The following is a 16,257-nucleotide window of genomic DNA, read 5'->3' as shown; positions in this document are numbered from 1 at the left end:
TTGGAAGGGGCCCGGGCGCCGCGCGTCGGGGGCGGCCTTCGCGCGAGTCTCAACGTGACGTAAGAAGGTGAGGCGTGGGTGGTGCCGGTCGCTCCTCCCCCTTGCGGGGAACGGGAACAGCCCGAAGAGGGGGAGCGGCCTCTCCTTCCTACCCCACCTCCCGCAGCGCCTCCCGCGCCGCCTCCGCATCCCGCGCCAGTTGCGCCTTCAGTTCGTCCAGCCCGCTGAACTTCTGCTCACCGCGGAGCCTCGTGAAGAATTTGACGTCCATCTCCTCGCCGTAGAGGTCACCGTCAAAGTCGAAGAGGTGGACCTCAAAGCGGCGTTCACGTCCATTGACCGTGGGGCGGAAGCCCACGTTGGCCATGCCGTGGTGGCGCTGGCGGTGATGGGGGCCACGCTCAGTGATGGCGACGATGGCGAAGACGCCGAGGGGCAGGGCCTTGCCCTCGGGCACGCGGATGTTGGCGGTGGGCCAGCCGATGGTGCGGCCCAGTTGGTCACCGCCCACCACCACGCCCTGAGCGTCGTAATGGCGGCCCAGCAGCCGGTTGGCGCCGTCCACGTCACCCGCCTTCAGATACTCGCGGATGCGGGTGCTCTTGATGTCCTCGCCGCCAAGCTGGTGCATGGGCAGCGTGACCACCTCGCGCGTCACCTCACGCAGGTCTGCCACGCCGCCCGCGCGGCCCTGCCCGAAGTGAAAGTCCTCGCCCACCACCAGAGCGCGGGGGTGCAGGGCGCGCAGGTCGCCTAAAAAGGCGTCCTTGGGCCGGGCCGCGAATTCGGGCGTAAAGGGCACAGCGATGGTCTCGTCGATGCCGTAGCGGGCGAGCAGCTCCAGTTTCTCGGGCAGTGTGGACAGGAACTCCACGCCCTGCATCAGCACCCGCGTGGGCGGATCGAAGGTGTAGACCACGGTGGGCACGCGGTGTTGCCGGCCCTTGGCCTTGAGTTGCGCGAGCAGTGCCTGGTGGCCCAGATGCACCCCGTCAAACGACCCGATGGCGACGACCGTGTCCGTGTCTGGGCGCTGGGTGGGGGAGACGTAGGTTTTCACGGCCGGATCACTTCCCGCCCGTCCGTTGCAGGCCGAACAGGGCTGCGGTCACGGTGCTGGCGCTGCCCTGTACGGTGCCCTCGCGCAGACCCTCCAGAACCGCCGCAGGTGTCATCCACAGCAACTCCAGCTCCTCGTCGGCGTCCTGGGGCAGTTTGCTCTCGCGGAGGTTGCGGGCCTCGAACACATACAGCTCCTCGTCGCAGAAGCCGGGGCTGGAATAAAAGCGGGTCAGCAGCGTCATGTCGCCGTCGAAGCCCACCTCCTCCTGCAACTCGCGCCGCGCGGCCTGTTCGGGCGTCTCGCCTTCGTCAATCAGGCCCGCAGGAGCCTCCACCGTCGCGCCACCGATGGCCCGGCGCTGCTGACGCACGAGCAGCATCTCGCCCGAGTCGTTCAGCGTCAGGATCGCCACCGCCGGGGCGTGCCGCACGATCTCCCACTTGCCCGCCTGCACCTCGAGGCTCACGATGTGCCCGCTGTAGACCGTTCTGGTGTCCCCATCGCTCATGGGGGCACTGTAGTGCAGCGCGCCGGGGTGCGGAGCAGGGGGAAGCTCCGCCGTTCGGCCTATCGAATCTGGCGCAGGGCGGGTTTAGGGTGGAGGGGATGCGAGGAGCCGGAGTCACCGTGAACAAGCTGCGCTGAAAGCGGCTTTGTTTCTCCACGCGCCTGGCGTCACGCCGGGCCGCGTCCCTGCCCTGGTCCCGTTCACACGTTCCCGGAGGTTCCCATGACCCTGACTGCCCCTTCCGAGGCGTCTGCCGGCCCGTCGCCGGCCGCCTCTTCCCGTGACCTGAGCCGTCATCCCGTTGCGCTGGACGTGCAGCACCTCGTCAAGGGGTTTCGCAAGAAGACGGGCGGCAGCCTGCTGCGCCCCCAGTACAGCGAGAGCCGCGCCGTGGACGACGTGACCTTTCAGGTGCGGCGCGCAGAGATCTACGGCGTGCTGGGTCCCAACGGCAGCGGCAAGAGCACCCTGATCCGCGCCATGAGCACCCTGCTGATTCCCGATTCCGGTGAGGTCACCGTGTTCGGACTTGACGTGGTGCGCGATGAGGCGCAGGTGCGGCGGCTGCTCAACCGCGTGTCGGTGGACGCGGCCTTTTACAAGAAGCTCTCGCCGCGCGAGAACCTGCTGTATTCGGCGCAGCTCTACGGCCTCTCGCCCGAGGTGGCCGAGGAACGCGCCCTGGAGACCCTGAAACGACTGGGCCTGAAGGAAAAGGCTTTTTACGAGCCGCTGGAGGAGATGAGCCGCGGGATGCAGCAGAAGGTGGCCATCGCCCGCGCCTTCCTGACAAGCCCGGTGGTCGTGCTGCTGGACGAACCCACCACTGGGCTGGACCCGAAAAGCCGCCGCGACGTGCAGGAGTTCGTGCTGGAGCTGCGCGACGTGCACCAGGCCACCATCATCCTGACCACCCACGACATGCCGGAAGCCGAGCGGCTGTGTGACCGCATCGCCTTTATCTCCGGCGGCCGCTTCGTGGCCGAGGGCACGCCCGACGAACTGCGTGCCCTGGCCGGCGAGGGCAAGAGCCTGGAAGACGCCTTTATCGAGCTGACCGGCGAAGATCTGGAAGAGAAAGGCGAGGAAGAACCGTGACGGTACCCCCCCCCACCCCCGCGTCCGGTTCTGCGCGCACCCGCCCCGGGACCCTGGGCCACCAGCTGCGCGCCGCCTGGGCCTTCGTGTTCCGCGACTATCACCTCACCCGGCGGTACTGGTCATGGGTGCTGGTCTTTACCTTCTACGACATGGTGTCGGCCGCCAGCATCATGCTGATCGGCGTAGCTGCCCATAACCCCCGCCTGACCCTGACGCTGCTGCTGGGCGCCGTGATGTGGTCCTTTCTGGGCCGCCTGTTTGGTGAGATCGCCAACAGCATCAGCTACGAGCGCTGGGAAGGCACCATCGAGTACACCTTCATGGCTCCGGTCAGCCGCCTGACGCACTTGGTGGGGGTCAGCCTGTTCGCGGGCGTGTACGCCCTGCTGCGCGGCGTTCTGGTGTTTCTGTTTATGGGGCTGTTCGTGGACATCGGCGCGAGCCTCTGGCAGGTGGTGCAGTGTCTGGCCGTGTTCGTGGTCGCCAGCCTGGGCTTTATGGGCATCGGCCTGATGGCGGCCGTGCTGCCCGTCATGAGTACGGAAAACGGCGCGCAGGCCACCAACATCATCCAGGCAGTCTTCCTGCTGATTTCCGGGGTGTACTACCCCGTCAGCGTGCTGCCCGCGTGGTTGCAGCCGGTCAGTGCGCTCTCGCCCGCCACCTACGCCCTGAACGCCTGCCGCAAGGTCCTGGGCGTGAACGGCGCCGCCACAGTCATCGAGCGTGGCGTTCCCCTGGCCGGTGTCCTGCCCGAACTGGGCATCCTGCTGCTGTTCGGCCTGGTGACCATTCCACTGGGCCTGTTCGTGTTTGGCCGGGCCGAGACCTGGGCCAAGCGCACCGGGAAACTCAAGCGGGCGGGATAGTGAGGAAACGCAGGGGCAGAGGGCGAAGATTCCTTGGCCTTCTGCCCCCTGCCGCACGGTGTCTGTCAAACTGTCCCCATGTTCACCCGCGCAGATCTCGAAGCGCGTGAGGCCGCCACGCTCGCGCCCTACGCGACCCTGAGCCGCGGGTCCCGGGGACGCGAGTATCCCGAACCGGAAAGCAAAACGCGCACCGCCTTCCAGAAAGATCGGGACCGAATTCTGCATACCACGGCCTTTCGGCGGCTGGAGGCCAAGACGCAGGTGTTTCTGCACGTGTCGCTGCGCGGTGGGCCTGGAGATCACTACCGCACCCGGCTGACGCACACGCTGGAGGTGGCGCAGGTGGCCCGGTCCCTCGCCCTGACCCTCGGCCTCAACGAGACGCTGGCCGAGGCGGTGGCGCTGGCGCACGATCTGGGGCATCCGCCTTTCGGGCACGCGGGCGAGCGGGTGCTGGACGCGCTGATGCGTGAACATGCGGGTGAGGGTTTTGACCACAACACCCAGGCGCGGCGTATCGTGACCCAGCTGGAAGACCGCTACCCGGACTTTCCCGGGTTGAACCTGACCCACGAGACGCTCGACGGCCTGAACAAGCACCACCGTGCGGACCTGGGGTCCCCCAGCCTGGAAGCGCAGATCGTGGACGCCGCTGACGCGCTGGCCTACACCGCCCACGATCTGGACGACGGCCTCAGAAGCGGCCTGATCACCCCGGCGCAGCTGGAAGGGCTGCCGCTGTGGCAGGGCCTGCTGGCCCGTGTGCCCGTGCAGTCGCCGGGCCTGACCGAGCGTGACCGCCGCACCCTGCACCGCGAACTGCTGGGCGAGCTTACCGGGGACCTCGCCCGGGCCAGCGAAGAGGCCATCCGGGACAGTGGGATCACGGGCGCGGCGGAGGCGCGGGCCTTGCCCCGGCGGATCGCCTACAGCCCCCAGATGGAAGCGCAGTTGCGGGACACGCGCACCTTCTTGCGGGACAACCTCTACCGCCACTGGCGGGTGGAGATGCAGGTGGAGCAGGCGTCGCGGCTGCTGGAACGGCTGTTCACAGCCTTTCTCGCCCGGCCCTCCATGCTGCCGCCGGGTCCGCGGGCACGGGTGGAGCAAGGCGGCCTGCCGCGCGCGGTCTGCGACTTTGTGTCGGGCATGACAGACCGCTACGCCGTCGAGACGCACGCCGCCCTGACCCCGCCCTGAGCGCACCTGCCCACCCGCGGTCTCCCGGAGCATGAGAGGGTACAGGGATGAATGTAAATCCTCTCACTACCCGGGAGACGGCCCAGATGGGCGTCGATCGGCGGGGCCGGCGAATTGCGGCAGGCCTGACGGCCCTGGCCTCGTGGGGCAGTGGAACCCGGGGCTGGAACGGCTGACGCTGGTTGGAGCCTGGCTCGCGCTGCGCCTGCTCGCGCAGCTGAAGCTGCCGCAGGTGGTTCGGCTGGAGACCCACCCGCTGTCCTTCGGCGTGCTGGTTTCTGACGGCTGTGGGCCGCTGGCTGGCCCGGGTGGTCGCGCACGGGCAGGGCCGCGCCGTCCCCCTGTTGCCTGAGGCAGGGGTGCTGGACGGCTGGTTTCTGCTCACGCTGGCGCTGGGGGCGTTTTCGTGCTGCGCGGCCTGCCACTGCTGCTGTCCTTCAGGCGCTGGGTCCCGCTCCGCTGGAGGTGGATGCCGTGCAGGAGCGCGGAGCGCTGCTGGGGATACTGCTGCTGCTGACGGCTGCGGCGTTGCTGATCGGATTGATCGCCTGGCCACGTGGCTTGCCTTGAATGTGGCGCAGGTGCTGGACGGCAACCGGCTGAATGGAAGCGGGCCCCTTGTGGTGGGCCTCTGGACAGCGCGGAAGACCACCGTGCCGCCCCCCGTGAACCTGCGCCCGTAGGGAGTCACTCTCGGGGTGGAGCCACCTCTATCCCCGCCGCCTCCAGCGCCTGGCGCAGGTCCCGGGCGAGTTCGGCGGCCTCGGCTCCGTCGCCGTGGAGGCACAGGGTCAGCGCGGGTATGGGCACCTCCTCCCCGGTCACCGCCGTCGTCCGTCCTTCGCGGGCGATGCGGACGCCCTGGGTCACCGCCCAGGCGTGGGGCAGCAGCGCTCCGGCCTGGCCCCGCGGCCACAGTGAGCCGTCCGGCGCATAGCCCCGGTCCGCGAAGCCCTCGCCCACCGGGGTGAGGCCCAGCTTCTGCGCCTCTTGCAGCATCACGGACGCTCCGCCGGCCAATCCGAAATAGAGGGGAATGTTCGAGTCGGCGGCGGCCCGCGCAATCGCCGCCGAGAGCGCGGCATCCCTGGCAGCCATGTTGTAGAGCATTCCGTGGGGCTTGACGTGGTGTAGCCGGACGCCCTCGCGCGCCGCTATAACCTTGAGCGCCTCGATCTGCTCCCGTACGAAGGCCGTGACCTCATCGGGAGAGAAGTGCATTGCCCGCCGGCCGAAGCCCTCGCGGTCCGGAAAACTGGGATGGGCTCCCGCCGCCACCCCGTATCTGGCGGCCAGCCGCAGGCTGTCGCGCATGGTTTCCGCGTCGCCCGCGTGCCCTCCGCAGGCGATGTTCGCGCTCGTGACCGAGGGCATGACCGCCCCCTCGTGCGCGCTGCCCTCGCCGAGGTCCGCGTTGAGGTCGATGCGGCTCATCCCTCGCCCGCCCGTTCGGGGAGTACGCGTTCAGGAAGGGTTCTTTCAGGAAGGGCGAGGGGCACTTTCGGCTCCGGCAGCGGGCAGGCCGTGACCCGCCCGTGCGGCGAGACGGCCAGCACCTGCCGCTCGGCCAGCGTCCAGATCGCCCGGTGAATGCCCATCTCGGCCTCGGCACTTCCCGAGGGGGCCAGGGTGTCGAGCAGGGCGGTGTAGCGCAGTTCGCCCACCTCGCCGCCTGCCCAGGGCGTCACGCCCACCACGCGCGAGAGCACGCGGCGTTGCTCGGGTGTTTCCGCCAGGGCCAGCAGTGCCCCGCGCGCACGGAGCCGGGTCGCGCGGGCTTCCCGTTCCTGTCGCCGGGCCGCAAGCAGCGCGGAGACGGCCTCGGGTGGCTGTGCGCCTTGCCGCCCGTAGCGTTCTTCGAGCAGGTGTTCCAGTCGGGTGTCCACCCGGGCCCGCGTCGCCCCGCGCAGTTCCTCGGCCCGGCCGCGCAGCTCCGCGCGGGCGTCCTGCACCCGGGGGTCTTGCCACACGGCTGAGGCGGCCCGGCGGGCGACGGCGCGCAGACCGCCTGCCCCTTCCGCGCCGTCCTCCCCTCCGTTGTCCTCCTCGGTGGCGAGGTGCCGGGCCAGGCGCATCATGTTCCGCAGGTTCATGGCTCCACTGTAGTTCTTCCTGGGAGGCGCGCTGGGGAAGGTGAGGCGGAATTCAACGCTGCCCGGAATACCACCAGCGCAGCGCCGCTTCCGCTTGCCACAGCGCACGTTCCTGCTCCCGCAGCGCCGTCCTGGCCTCGTCCAGGTCCACCGCCCTCAACCTCACCCGGTCTCCGGCACGCAACTGCCCCAGCCGGGGCAGGTCCACGCTCGCCACCACCACCGGTGTGGGATAACCGCCGTGGGTACCCGCGTCGGGCAGCAGCAGGATGGGTCGTCCGTCCGGGGGAAGCTGCACCGCGCCCGGTACGTTGGGTAGGCTGACCCGGGCCGGATCGTACGGGGCGGTGATCTGGCCATCCAACCGCGCCCCCATGCGGTCCACCTGCCGGGAGACCGCGAAGGGCAGCCTGAGCAGCGCCGCCAGCAGGTCCGGCGTGGCCTCGGGGGTGGACAGCGCCCGCAGGGTCACGTCCGGCCCGGTGGGAGTGAGGAGGTCCGGCGACAGAAAGGCGCGGGGAGGCGTGGCGGGCGGTAGGGAAGACCATGTGAGGTGGTCTCCAGCCCGCAGCGCCCGTCCCTCCAGCCCCCCGAAGCCCGAGCGGAGGTCGGTGGAGCGGCGGCCGAACACCTCCTGGCCATGCAGCCCACCCCGGAAAACAAGGATTGCCCGCGCGCCCCTCGGCGTTCCGCCAATGCTCAGGGTCTGTCCCGCCTCCACCCGAACGGCCCGGTTCAGCGGGAAGGGCTGGCCGTCCAGCCGCGACTCGAAGGGGGCTCCACACAGGGCCACCAGGGCGTCCGCCCGAAAGCGCAGCGTCGGCCCGGTGAGCGTCACTTCCAGCCCGGCCGCATCTGGAGGGTTGCCTACCAGGGCGTTTGCCAGCCGCAGGGCCACGGTATCCGCCGCGCCGCCCTCCGGCACGCCCAGGGCCCTGGCGCACCGCCCCGCGCCTTGTACGGTGGTCTGCAGGCCAGGGCGCAGGACTTCGAGCCCCGGACCGTCAGGCACGCGCCACCTCGAAGCGCACCGCGTCGCCTGCGCGCCACAGCACCGGCTCGGAGCGTTCCAGATCGAACAGGGCCGTGGATGTGCGCCCGATCAAGCGCCAGCCGCCCGGCGTCTCGCGGGGGTACACGCCCGCCCAGGGGCCACCTAGCGCCACGCTTCCGGCGAGCACGCGCTCGCGCGGGGAGGCCAGGCGGGGCATCTGCAACTCCGGGGGAAGGCCTGTCAGGAAGGCGAAGCCGGGGGTAAAGCCCAGAAAGGCGACTTCCAGCCGCAGGGCACACAGGGCGGCCACGAAGGCGGGCACGTCCAGCTCCACGTGCTCCGCGCACCACGCCAGGTCCGGTCCACCGAAGGTCACGGGCAGGAGGTGGGTCCGGGGCGTGACATCCTCTTCCCCCTGAAGCCCGGAGAGCCGCACGAGGAGGGCCGCCGTCAGCGCCGCCGCGTCCGTGTGCAGTGGGTCATACCGCACCGTCAGCACGTTCAGCGCAGGCACGGCCTCGCGTACACCACGTATTGGCCGCCGCGTCAGGTCGGCGAACAGGGCACGGGCCTTGGGCGATTCCAGCATCAGCGCCGCGTCTCCAAAAGGCTGAATGCGGGGCGCGTCGGCGTCGGGCATGGGGGCATCATTTCACGCGCTGGGGCAGGGGGCACCGTTCACCGCCGGAACAGCGCCGCCAGGGGACCCTCCAGCGTCAGCAGGAGGTCCAGCAGCAAGGAAGCCTCCCGCGTCGCGTTGGGCAAACCGCTCGTACAGCCGCACGTACGCGAGCAGCCCCAGCACGAGGGCCCCCAGCAGGATCACGACAGCGTCAAGCGTCATGTCCACAGTACGGGGACCGCTCCACAACTGTTCCCGCCTCCACCCTCTTCCCGCTACGCTGCCCCCATGACTGCCCAGCCTTCCGCCCGGGCCTTCCGGGCCATTGCCGTGCAACCGCAGTGGAGCGCCGCCGACTTTACCTCCGCGCAGGCCTTTCGCGCCTGGATGCGCTCGCAGCTGGAAATGGCCCGGCCCCACCTCGCGCCGGACCGGCCCAACCTCGTCGTGCTGACCGAACTCAACGGGCTGCCACTGGTATTGCGGGGCGTGCCGTTGGCGGCGCGGGTCGGCACCTTCGAGCGGGCGGCGGCGTTGCTGTTTCTGCGCCACCTGCCCCGCGCCCTGCCGGTGTTGCTGCGCGAGCGCGTTTCGGCCATCCGCGCCCTGCAACTGGCCTTGAGTGCTGAAAATACGCGGCTGTACCTCGAAACGTGCCGGGACCTCGCCCGCGAGTACGGCGTTTACCTGTGCTGCGGGTCTGCGCCTATCCCGCGCTACCGGCTGGAGGGAGACCGCCTGGTGCGTGCGCCGGGCGTGCTGCACAACGAGGCGGTGCTGCTGGACCCCGGGGGCTCGCTCATCGGCGTGACCGACAAAGTTCACCTGACGCCCGCCGAGGAGGGGGACGGCGTGGACCTGACGCCTGGACCGCTGGAGGAGCTGCGCGTCTTTCCCACGCCCGTGGGTGACCTTGGCGTGGGGATCAGTCTGGACGCCTTTCGCGCGGACGTGATCGGGAGATTGGAGGCGCAGGGCTGCACCGTGCTGCTCCAGCCCGACGCCAACGGTGCGCCGTGGACGGCGAAGGAGGGGCTGCCCCCCGATCCCGCTGATATCCGGGACCAGCCCGTCGCGTGGTTGGCGTCGAGTTGGCAGGCCAGCACCGGGGGCCGGAGCATTCGCTACGCGGTCAACCCGATGGTGGTGGGTAACCTGCTGAACCTGACCTTCGACGGCCAGAGTGCGATCACGGGGCGGGTGCAGGACGCGCCGGAGCCGCGGTCCTACGTTCTGACCACGCCGCGCTCCGGTTTTCTCGCCCTGCTGCCCTGGGTGGCGGAGGGCGACGCCGAGCAGCTGCGCGAGTTGGGGCGGCAGCGGGCGGCGGGGAGTGGACACGCGCGGGAAAATGAGTACCGCACGGGCGTGCTGCATGCGGACCTGACACTCCCTCCGGAGACCGTGCCTGCGCCGCCCCGCACCCCCCACGAGAAAGCGCTGGCGGCGCTGCTGACCGGAGGGGCAGCCCTGCCCCGTTCCCGCTTTTCGGGGTGGCAGCGCCCGGCGGCCGTGCTGGCGCTGCTCGCGCTGGGATGGGTGGGCCGGCGGGTTCGGCGTCGCCCAGAGGGGTAAGGGCCAGAAGGCCGGAGCGGATGTCCCCCCACAGCTAAAGTTTTGTTGAGTTGCTGTCATGCAGCCCGCACGGAGCGCGGCTAAGCTATTCGGCGTGTCTGCTCCGCTGCTTCCCCACGAATCCGCTCGTCTGGCGGCGCTGGGACGGTACGGGATTCTGGACACGCCGCCGGAAGAGGCCTTCGACCGGGTGACCCGCCTGGCGGCGAGGGTGCTGAACGTGCCCGTCGCGCTGGTCAACTTTGTGGATCGCGAGCGGCAGTGGAGCAAGGCCTGTTACGGGGCGTCTCCGGGTGAGGCGCCCCGCAAGGACGCCTTCTGCACCTGGACTGTGTTCGGTGAGGACGTGCTGGTGGTGCCGAATGCGCGTCAGGACGGCCGCTTTGCCCAGCTCGAGAGTGTGCAGCGCGGCGAGATTGCCTTTTACGCGGGCGCGCCGCTGATCACCCCGGAGGGCCACGTGATAGGCACGCTGTGTGTGTTGGACCGCCAGCCGCGTTCGTTCGGTCCGGGCGATGAGGAAACGCTGCGGATGCTGGCGGCCCTGGTGATGGACGAGCTGGAGTTGCGCCTGCGGACGCAGGAACTCGTGCGCGCCCGGGATCACGCGCAAACGCTGCGCGACCTGGCCGAGCTGATGAATGAGCCGCTCGCGCCGCGCGACATGAGCCGCCGGGCGCTGGCCCTGCTGCACGGCCGGATGGCGCTGGACTGGTCCGGGCTGCTGCACCTGCGCCGCAGCGGGCCCTCGGTGATCAGCGACCGCATGGGCGAGGGCGGCGCGGCCTTCGGGCTGCGGCTGCGCCGGCGGCTGAACCTTCAGGCCGATCCGCTGTGGGCCGCCCTGGCTGTGCGGGACCGGCTGTTTCTGGACGGAGCGCCCGCCATGCGCAACAAGTTTCCCCACCTGGCCCCGGACGAACTGGGCAGCGTGGCCTGGACCCACCTGCATGTCGGAGGCCAGGGCCAGGAGCAGGAGGGGCCCTACGTACTGCTGCTTGCCCGGTTGCGTTGCCCTGCTCCCTGGACGCCCGAGGACCGCGCGCTGCTGGACGCCGCCGCGCGCAGCGTGGGCATCGCGCTGGAGCGTACCCGGCACGTGCAGGCGCTGGAACGCGCTGCCCTGACCGACGCCCTGACCGGCCTGGGCAACCGCCGCGCCCTGGACACTGCGCTGGACGAGGCGGACCGCCGCCACCGCCAGACTGGCCTGGGCTACGCGCTGGGCATCGTGGACCTCGACGGCATGAAGCGTGTGAACGACGAGCGCGGGCACGAGGCTGGGGACACCCTGCTGCGTGAATTTGCGGGGCAGCTCGCCGCCGTCCCTGGCCTGGGGGCCTACCGTCTGGGCGGCGACGAGTACGCGCTGCTGCAACGGCAGACCCTCCCCGCCGACGACTGGGCCGCCACGGCCCGTCAGGAGCTGCGGCGGGTGGTGGCGGACGCCGAGCAGCACGTGCAGGCGCAGGGCTACCCCGCCGGGGCCTCGCTGGGCGTGGCCGTGGTGCCTGAGGACGCTCCCGACGCCACCGCCGCCCTGCGTATCGCCGACGGCTGGATGTACATCCGCAAGCGGCAGCGCCGCCCCGAACGCAACGCGCCGGTGCGGGTACAGGAACAGGAACCCGAAGCCTCCCGCTAGCCGGGCGCTACCCTGGGCCGCATGGCCGCCATCCCCCACATCCTTGGCCTCGATCACGTCGCCATCGCCACCCCGAACCTGGAGGCTGGGTCCGCCCCCTACCTCGCGCTGGGCCTGACCCCCGAGGGCCCCGACGAGGAGGTGGGCGGTCAGGGCGTCTGCGTGCGGGCCTTCGTGGTGGGCGAGACCCTGATCGAGCTGCTGGCTCCCACCCGCGAGGACAGCCCCATCGCCACCTTCTTGCAAAAACGCGGTCCCGGCCTGCACCATACCGCCTACCGCGTGGCGGACCTGGACGCCGAGATAAGCCGGTTGCAGGCCCTGGGGGCGCGGTTTCTCTCCAACTCGCCTTCCCCCGGGCGCTCGGGCACCCGCGTCGCCTTCCTGCATCCCAGGTGGGGTGAGGGCACCCTGATCGAACTCGTGGAGCATCCGGCTGGGCGTGTGGGCCACGGCTGAGTGGGGACGTGGCGGCCGGGAAAATTCTCTTGCTTCCTCCTCCCGAGGAGTTCGGGAGAGCCGCTTGCAATGGGGGGGGGAGCCCGCCCTGTCCCCCACCATCTCCACCATCCGTTCATCCTTCAGCTTGGCCTGCCTCGGCAGTGGGGAACGTGGCAGTATGGCCCGCGCCGCGCGGTTAAGCTCCAGGGCATGACACGCGCTTCCTCCTCAGGCCCGCCCTCCTCAGGCCCGCCCCGTTCGGTGGAGACGGTGGGTCCGGTCCTGCGCGCCCTGGAACAGCTGGACCGGGTCCTGCTGGGCAAACCCGGGCAGGTCCGGCTGGCGGTGGCCTGCCTGCTGGCGCGCGGGCACCTGCTTATCGAGGACCAGCCGGGCGTGGGCAAGACCACCCTCGCGCACGCGCTGGCCCGCACGCTGGGGCTGTCGTTCCGGCGGGTGCAGTTCACGGCGGACCTGCTGCCCGCCGACCTGCTGGGCGTCAGCGTGTGGGACGCCCGCGAGGCCGCTTTCCGCTATCACCCTGGTCCGATCTTTTCCGAGGTGCTGCTCGCCGACGAGATCAACCGCGCCACCCCCAAGACCCAGGGCGCGCTGCTGGAGGCGATGGAGGAGCGCACCGTCTCCGAGGGCGGCGTGACCCGGCCCCTGCCGGAGCCATTTTTCGTGATCGCCACCCAGAACCCCGCCGCCTTCGTGGGCACCTCGCCGTTGCCTGAAGCGCAGCTCGACCGCTTTCTGCTTACGGTGACGCTGGGCTACCCCGATCCACGCGCCGAGCGCACCCTGTTGGAAACGGGCGGGCGGGGTCAGGTGGTCCGTGACCTGCCCCCCGTGCTGGACGTGCCCGCCCTCCTCGCCGCGCAGCGGGACGTGGATGGCGTTCACGCCGCGCCCCCGCTGCTCGATTACCTGCAGCTGCTCGCCCGCGCCACCCGCGAGCATCCGGCGCTTTCGGTGGGACTGAGCCCCCGGGCGCTGCTGGCGCTGCTGGCCGCCGCCCGCGCCTGGGCCTACCTGGCAGGCCGGCGCATGGTGCTGCCCGAGGACGTCCAGGCGGTCTTCGCGCCGCTCGCCGTTCACCGCCTGCCCACCCGCGATCCAGCGGTGCGGACGGGAGACGTGCTGGCGCGAATTCTGACGGACACGCCGATTCCGTAGAGCTGCCCGCCGTCCCCCGGAGGCCTCCCCCATGAGCCAGCTGTCTTCTCCTTCCAGTTCCTTTGCCCTGCGGCCCACGCGGCTGGGGCTGGTGTTTCTGGGCCTGATCCTCATAACGCTCGTCGGGTGCATCAACTACGCCCTGAGCCTGGGCTACGCGGTGACGTTCCTGCTGGGAGGTATCTGGGTGGTCACGGCGGCACAGGCCAACCGGGCAGGGCGGGCCGTGTCGGCCACGCTGGACCCGCCGCCCGAGGCGGTGGCGGGCGCTGAAGCGGCCTTCACGGGCCGGGTGACCAGTGCGGGGCCGGCCTTTCCCGTGATTGTGCGCGTGCGTGCGGAGGGGCAAACGGTGACGGCGGCCCTCCAGGTGCCCACCGGGGGCAGCGTGACGCTTCCGCTGCCCGTGTCCGCACGAGTGCGGGGGCCGCTGCACCTCGCCGGAGCGGAGGTGGCGGCCCTCGACCCGCTGGGGCTGTGGGAAGCTCGCCGGTCCCTGCCTGCACCAGAAGCGCTGACCGTGTTCCCCGCTTCCGAGGTGGACGCGCCGCCCCCCCTTCCCCGCACGGTGTCCGGCGCGGGCGAGGGGCTGCGGCGCACGCGCGGTGACGAGGACTTCAGTGGGCTGCGCGCCTACGTCCCCGGCGACTCGCCCCGGCAGGTGTCGTGGCGGCACGCGGCGCGGACCGGGCAATTGCTCACCCGCGAGACCGACGCGCCCGCTGGGACGGTGCTGGCCCTCGACTGGGCCGACACCGCCGATCTGCGCGAGTACGAGGCGCGCGTGTCCCGGCTGGCCGCGTGGGTGGGCGCGGCGCGGCGTCTGGGTACGCCTTTTGCGCTCATCCTGCCCGGCGTCACGCTGTCCGCCGCCGCCGGGGAAGGGCAGGCCCGCGCGGCGCTGGCAGCCCTCGCGCTGCAGCCGCCGCTGCCAGCGCCGCCAGCGCCTGAGAAAAAATCACGGCCCACGCAGCCCCTGTCCGCCGGGCCGCTCCGGTTCACGCTGTTCGCCCTAGCGGTGGCGCTCGGACCCGCCGCCCTGCGCCAGCCCATCTGGGTCACGCTCATCGTCGCGGCGCTGCTGGGGTATACGGCCGTCCGGACCCTGCGGCGGCTGCCCGCCATTCCCACGCTGCTGCTGGGGCTGCTCGCCGGAGTGGGGATCGTGGGGCTCAACGCCGGTTACGGCACGCTGGTGGGGCGCGACGCGGGGACAGCCTTTCTCGTGCTGCTGGTGGCCCTCAAAGCCGCCGAGACGCGCGCGGTCCGCGACGCCCGTCTGCTCGCCCTGCTGGGGCTGTTCGTAACCCTGACGCATTTCTTCTTCAGCCAGGGCCCTCTCGCCGCCGCCCACGCGGTGCTCAGCGTGCTGCTCCTGCTCGCCGCGCTCGGGGTGTGGACGGGGGGAGGGGAGGCGGGCCATCCCCTGCGGACCTCGGCCCGGCTGGCCCTGCAGGCCGCGCCCCTCGCCGCCCTGCTGTTCGTGCTGTTTCCCCGGCCCAACGGCCCGCTGTGGCAGTTGCCCATTCAGGACCGTGCCCAGACGGGCCTGGCCGATCAGGTCACGGCGGGCGACTACGCCAACCTCGCCCAGAACAGTTCGGTGGCGTTTCGGGCTGACTTCACTGGCCGCCTGCCAAAGCCCAACGAGCGCTACTGGCGCGGTCCGGTGTACGAGGGTTACGACGGGGTGCGCTGGACCCAGGTGCGGGTGGGCAGCCCCTCGCCCACCGCCGATCCTTTCGGCCCCAGCCTGTCCTATACCCTCACGCTGGAGCCCAGCGGCAAGCCCTGGCTGCTCGCGCTGGACCTGCCCACGGCAGTACCGCCGAACGCCTTCGTCACGAACGCTTTTCAGGCAGTCACTTCCCGGCCGGCCACTTCGCGCACCCGCTACAACCTTCAAAGCCGTGCGGCGCGGCTGGGCGTGCAGGAAAACACCCAACGCCTGCAATTTGACATCCAGCTTCCGCGTGGTGAGAGCCCGCGCGCCCTGGCGCTGGCCCAGGCGTGGCGTTCCCTTCAGCCTGCCGCGCGGGTGGAGGCAGGGCTGAGGCTGTTGCGCGCCGGGAACTTCCGCTACACCCTCTCGCCGCCCGCACTGCCCGAGCGAAACCGCATCGACGCCTTTTTGTTCGGCACCCGTCAGGGCTTTTGCGAACACTTCGCCTCGGCCTTCACGTTCCTGATGCGCGCTGCGGGCCTGCCCGCCCGGATGGTGGGTGGCTACCTGGGCGGTGAGGTCAATCCGGACGGCGGTTACCTGATCGTGCGGCAGCAGGACGCGCACACCTGGACGGAGGTCTGGCTGCCGGGGCAGGGGTGGGTGCGGGTGGACCCCACGGCGGAGGTGGCCCCCGCCCGCGTGAACGCTGGCCTGGGCACCGCGCTGACGCAGCCGCGCGCCGCCGCGCCGCCGCCCACCACACCTCTGCGCCGCGCCGCGCTGCGCTTCGACGCCCTGCAGACCCGCTGGAACACCTGGGTGGCGGGGTACGACGGCTCGCAACAGCGCGCCCTGCTGACCCGCGCCGGCATCGGCCAGGTGGGAGGCACGACTTACCTGACTGTGGCCGCGGTCCTGCTCGCGCTCGCGCTGCTCCCCGCCTTCGCCCTGGCCCGCCTGCGCCCCCGGCCTGCAGACCCGGCCTCGCGCGCCCTGGATGACCTCACCCGCCGCCTGCGCCTGCCCCGCGAACCCGGTGAGACGCCCAGCACCTACGCCGCCCGCGCCGCCCTTCATGCCCCCGAGCAGGCCGAAGCCGTCCTCGAGGCTGTGCGCGTCTACCACGAGGCCCGCTATGCGGAAGACGGGGATGGAAAAGCCCTGCGAGAGCTGCAGGGGGTCGTGCGCCGCATCAGGCCAAAGGCCAAAGGTTAGCGCAAGCGGGAGAATGGCGCCGCGCGTGGAAGGGCACCCCTCACGGCGCCATTCTTCCGCTTGCGCATTCATCGCTCAAAAAG

Annotated in this window: 16 protein-coding genes; 9 read left to right on the top strand and 7 right to left on the bottom strand. The window is 70.8% G+C overall.

The window, feature by feature from the left end; genetic code table 11:
* Positions 1-148: 148 nt before the first annotated feature.
* Together ribF and B9A95_RS26155 are read right to left on the bottom strand one after the other, a co-directional pair.
* The gene (gene ribF, locus B9A95_RS26160; RefSeq protein WP_084049927.1) at positions 149-1,060 is read right to left on the bottom strand and encodes a riboflavin biosynthesis protein RibF; all 912 of its coding nucleotides are present in this window, start codon (positions 1,058-1,060) and stop codon (positions 149-151) included.
* Positions 1,061-1,067: 7 nt separating this feature from the next.
* Complete coding sequence (locus B9A95_RS26155) at positions 1,068-1,571, bottom strand: NUDIX domain-containing protein (protein ID WP_084049926.1); 504 nt, start codon at positions 1,569-1,571, stop codon at positions 1,068-1,070.
* Between the two features lie 222 nt (positions 1,572-1,793).
* On the opposite strand from B9A95_RS26155, the gene B9A95_RS26150 reads away from it, so the two are divergent.
* From B9A95_RS26150 to B9A95_RS26135, 4 genes are all read left to right on the top strand, one after another.
* A complete protein-coding gene (locus B9A95_RS26150) occupies positions 1,794-2,669 on the top strand; it encodes an ABC transporter ATP-binding protein (RefSeq protein ID WP_084049925.1) in 876 nt (291 codons plus the stop codon).
* Positions 2,666-3,541: an ABC transporter permease gene (locus B9A95_RS26145; RefSeq protein WP_212648385.1), complete on the top strand. Its 876-nt coding sequence runs from the start codon at positions 2,666-2,668 to the stop codon at positions 3,539-3,541. Before B9A95_RS26150 ends, B9A95_RS26145 begins: the two co-directional genes overlap by 4 nt.
* Positions 3,542-3,619: 78 nt before the next feature.
* The gene (locus tag B9A95_RS26140) at positions 3,620-4,744 is read left to right on the top strand and encodes a deoxyguanosinetriphosphate triphosphohydrolase (protein WP_084049924.1); all 1,125 of its coding nucleotides are present in this window, start codon (positions 3,620-3,622) and stop codon (positions 4,742-4,744) included.
* Positions 4,745-4,886: 142 nt separating this feature from the next.
* Entirely contained in the window at positions 4,887-5,096 is a 210-nt protein-coding gene (locus B9A95_RS26135) for a hypothetical protein (RefSeq protein ID WP_084049923.1), read from the top strand.
* 335 nt (positions 5,097-5,431) lie between these two features.
* Here the strand turns inward: B9A95_RS26135 and pxpA are convergent, their stop codons facing one another.
* The 5 genes from pxpA to B9A95_RS26110 are packed head-to-tail and all read right to left on the bottom strand — an operon-like array spanning position 5,432 to position 8,675.
* The gene (gene pxpA / locus B9A95_RS26130; RefSeq protein ID WP_084049922.1) at positions 5,432-6,178 is read right to left on the bottom strand and encodes a 5-oxoprolinase subunit PxpA; all 747 of its coding nucleotides are present in this window, start codon (positions 6,176-6,178) and stop codon (positions 5,432-5,434) included.
* Positions 6,175-6,837: a hypothetical protein gene (locus B9A95_RS26125; RefSeq protein WP_212648384.1), complete on the bottom strand. Its 663-nt coding sequence runs from the start codon at positions 6,835-6,837 to the stop codon at positions 6,175-6,177. The genes pxpA and B9A95_RS26125 overlap by 4 nt, the downstream gene beginning before the upstream one ends.
* Before the next feature lie 52 nt (positions 6,838-6,889).
* A complete protein-coding gene (locus tag B9A95_RS26120; RefSeq protein WP_084049921.1) occupies positions 6,890-7,849 on the bottom strand; it encodes a 5-oxoprolinase subunit C family protein in 960 nt (319 codons plus the stop codon).
* Complete coding sequence (locus B9A95_RS26115; RefSeq protein ID WP_084049920.1) at positions 7,842-8,471, bottom strand: 5-oxoprolinase subunit B family protein; 630 nt, start codon at positions 8,469-8,471, stop codon at positions 7,842-7,844. Before B9A95_RS26115 ends, B9A95_RS26120 begins: the two co-directional genes overlap by 8 nt.
* A 12-nt stretch (positions 8,472-8,483) precedes the next feature.
* Complete coding sequence (locus B9A95_RS26110; protein ID WP_139806991.1) at positions 8,484-8,675, bottom strand: hypothetical protein; 192 nt, start codon at positions 8,673-8,675, stop codon at positions 8,484-8,486.
* Between the two features lie 66 nt (positions 8,676-8,741).
* On the opposite strand from B9A95_RS26110, the gene B9A95_RS26105 reads away from it, so the two are divergent.
* The 5 genes from B9A95_RS26105 (at position 8,742) to B9A95_RS26085 (ending at position 16,174) form a co-directional block, all read left to right on the top strand.
* The gene (locus B9A95_RS26105) at positions 8,742-10,028 is read left to right on the top strand and encodes a nitrilase-related carbon-nitrogen hydrolase (protein WP_084049918.1); all 1,287 of its coding nucleotides are present in this window, start codon (positions 8,742-8,744) and stop codon (positions 10,026-10,028) included.
* Positions 10,029-10,122: 94 nt separating this feature from the next.
* On the top strand, positions 10,123-11,673 hold the full coding sequence (locus B9A95_RS26100; RefSeq protein WP_170928778.1) for a sensor domain-containing diguanylate cyclase: 1,551 nt from the start codon (positions 10,123-10,125) through the stop codon (positions 11,671-11,673).
* Between the two features lie 21 nt (positions 11,674-11,694).
* Positions 11,695-12,132: a VOC family protein gene (locus tag B9A95_RS26095; RefSeq protein WP_084049916.1), complete on the top strand. Its 438-nt coding sequence runs from the start codon at positions 11,695-11,697 to the stop codon at positions 12,130-12,132.
* 192 nt (positions 12,133-12,324) lie between these two features.
* Positions 12,325-13,293: an AAA family ATPase gene (locus B9A95_RS26090; protein ID WP_084049915.1), complete on the top strand. Its 969-nt coding sequence runs from the start codon at positions 12,325-12,327 to the stop codon at positions 13,291-13,293.
* A 31-nt stretch (positions 13,294-13,324) separates the two neighbouring features.
* Entirely contained in the window at positions 13,325-16,174 is a 2,850-nt protein-coding gene (locus tag B9A95_RS26085; protein WP_084049914.1) for a transglutaminaseTgpA domain-containing protein, read from the top strand.
* Positions 16,175-16,257: the final 83 nt, after the last annotated feature.

It is taken from the genome of Deinococcus hopiensis KR-140 (genome assembly GCF_900176165.1).
Lineage (GTDB): Bacteria > Deinococcota > Deinococci > Deinococcales > Deinococcaceae > Deinococcus > Deinococcus hopiensis.
Note: the sequence above shows the minus strand (reverse complement) of the source record. Positions and strands in the feature narration are given on the sequence as shown.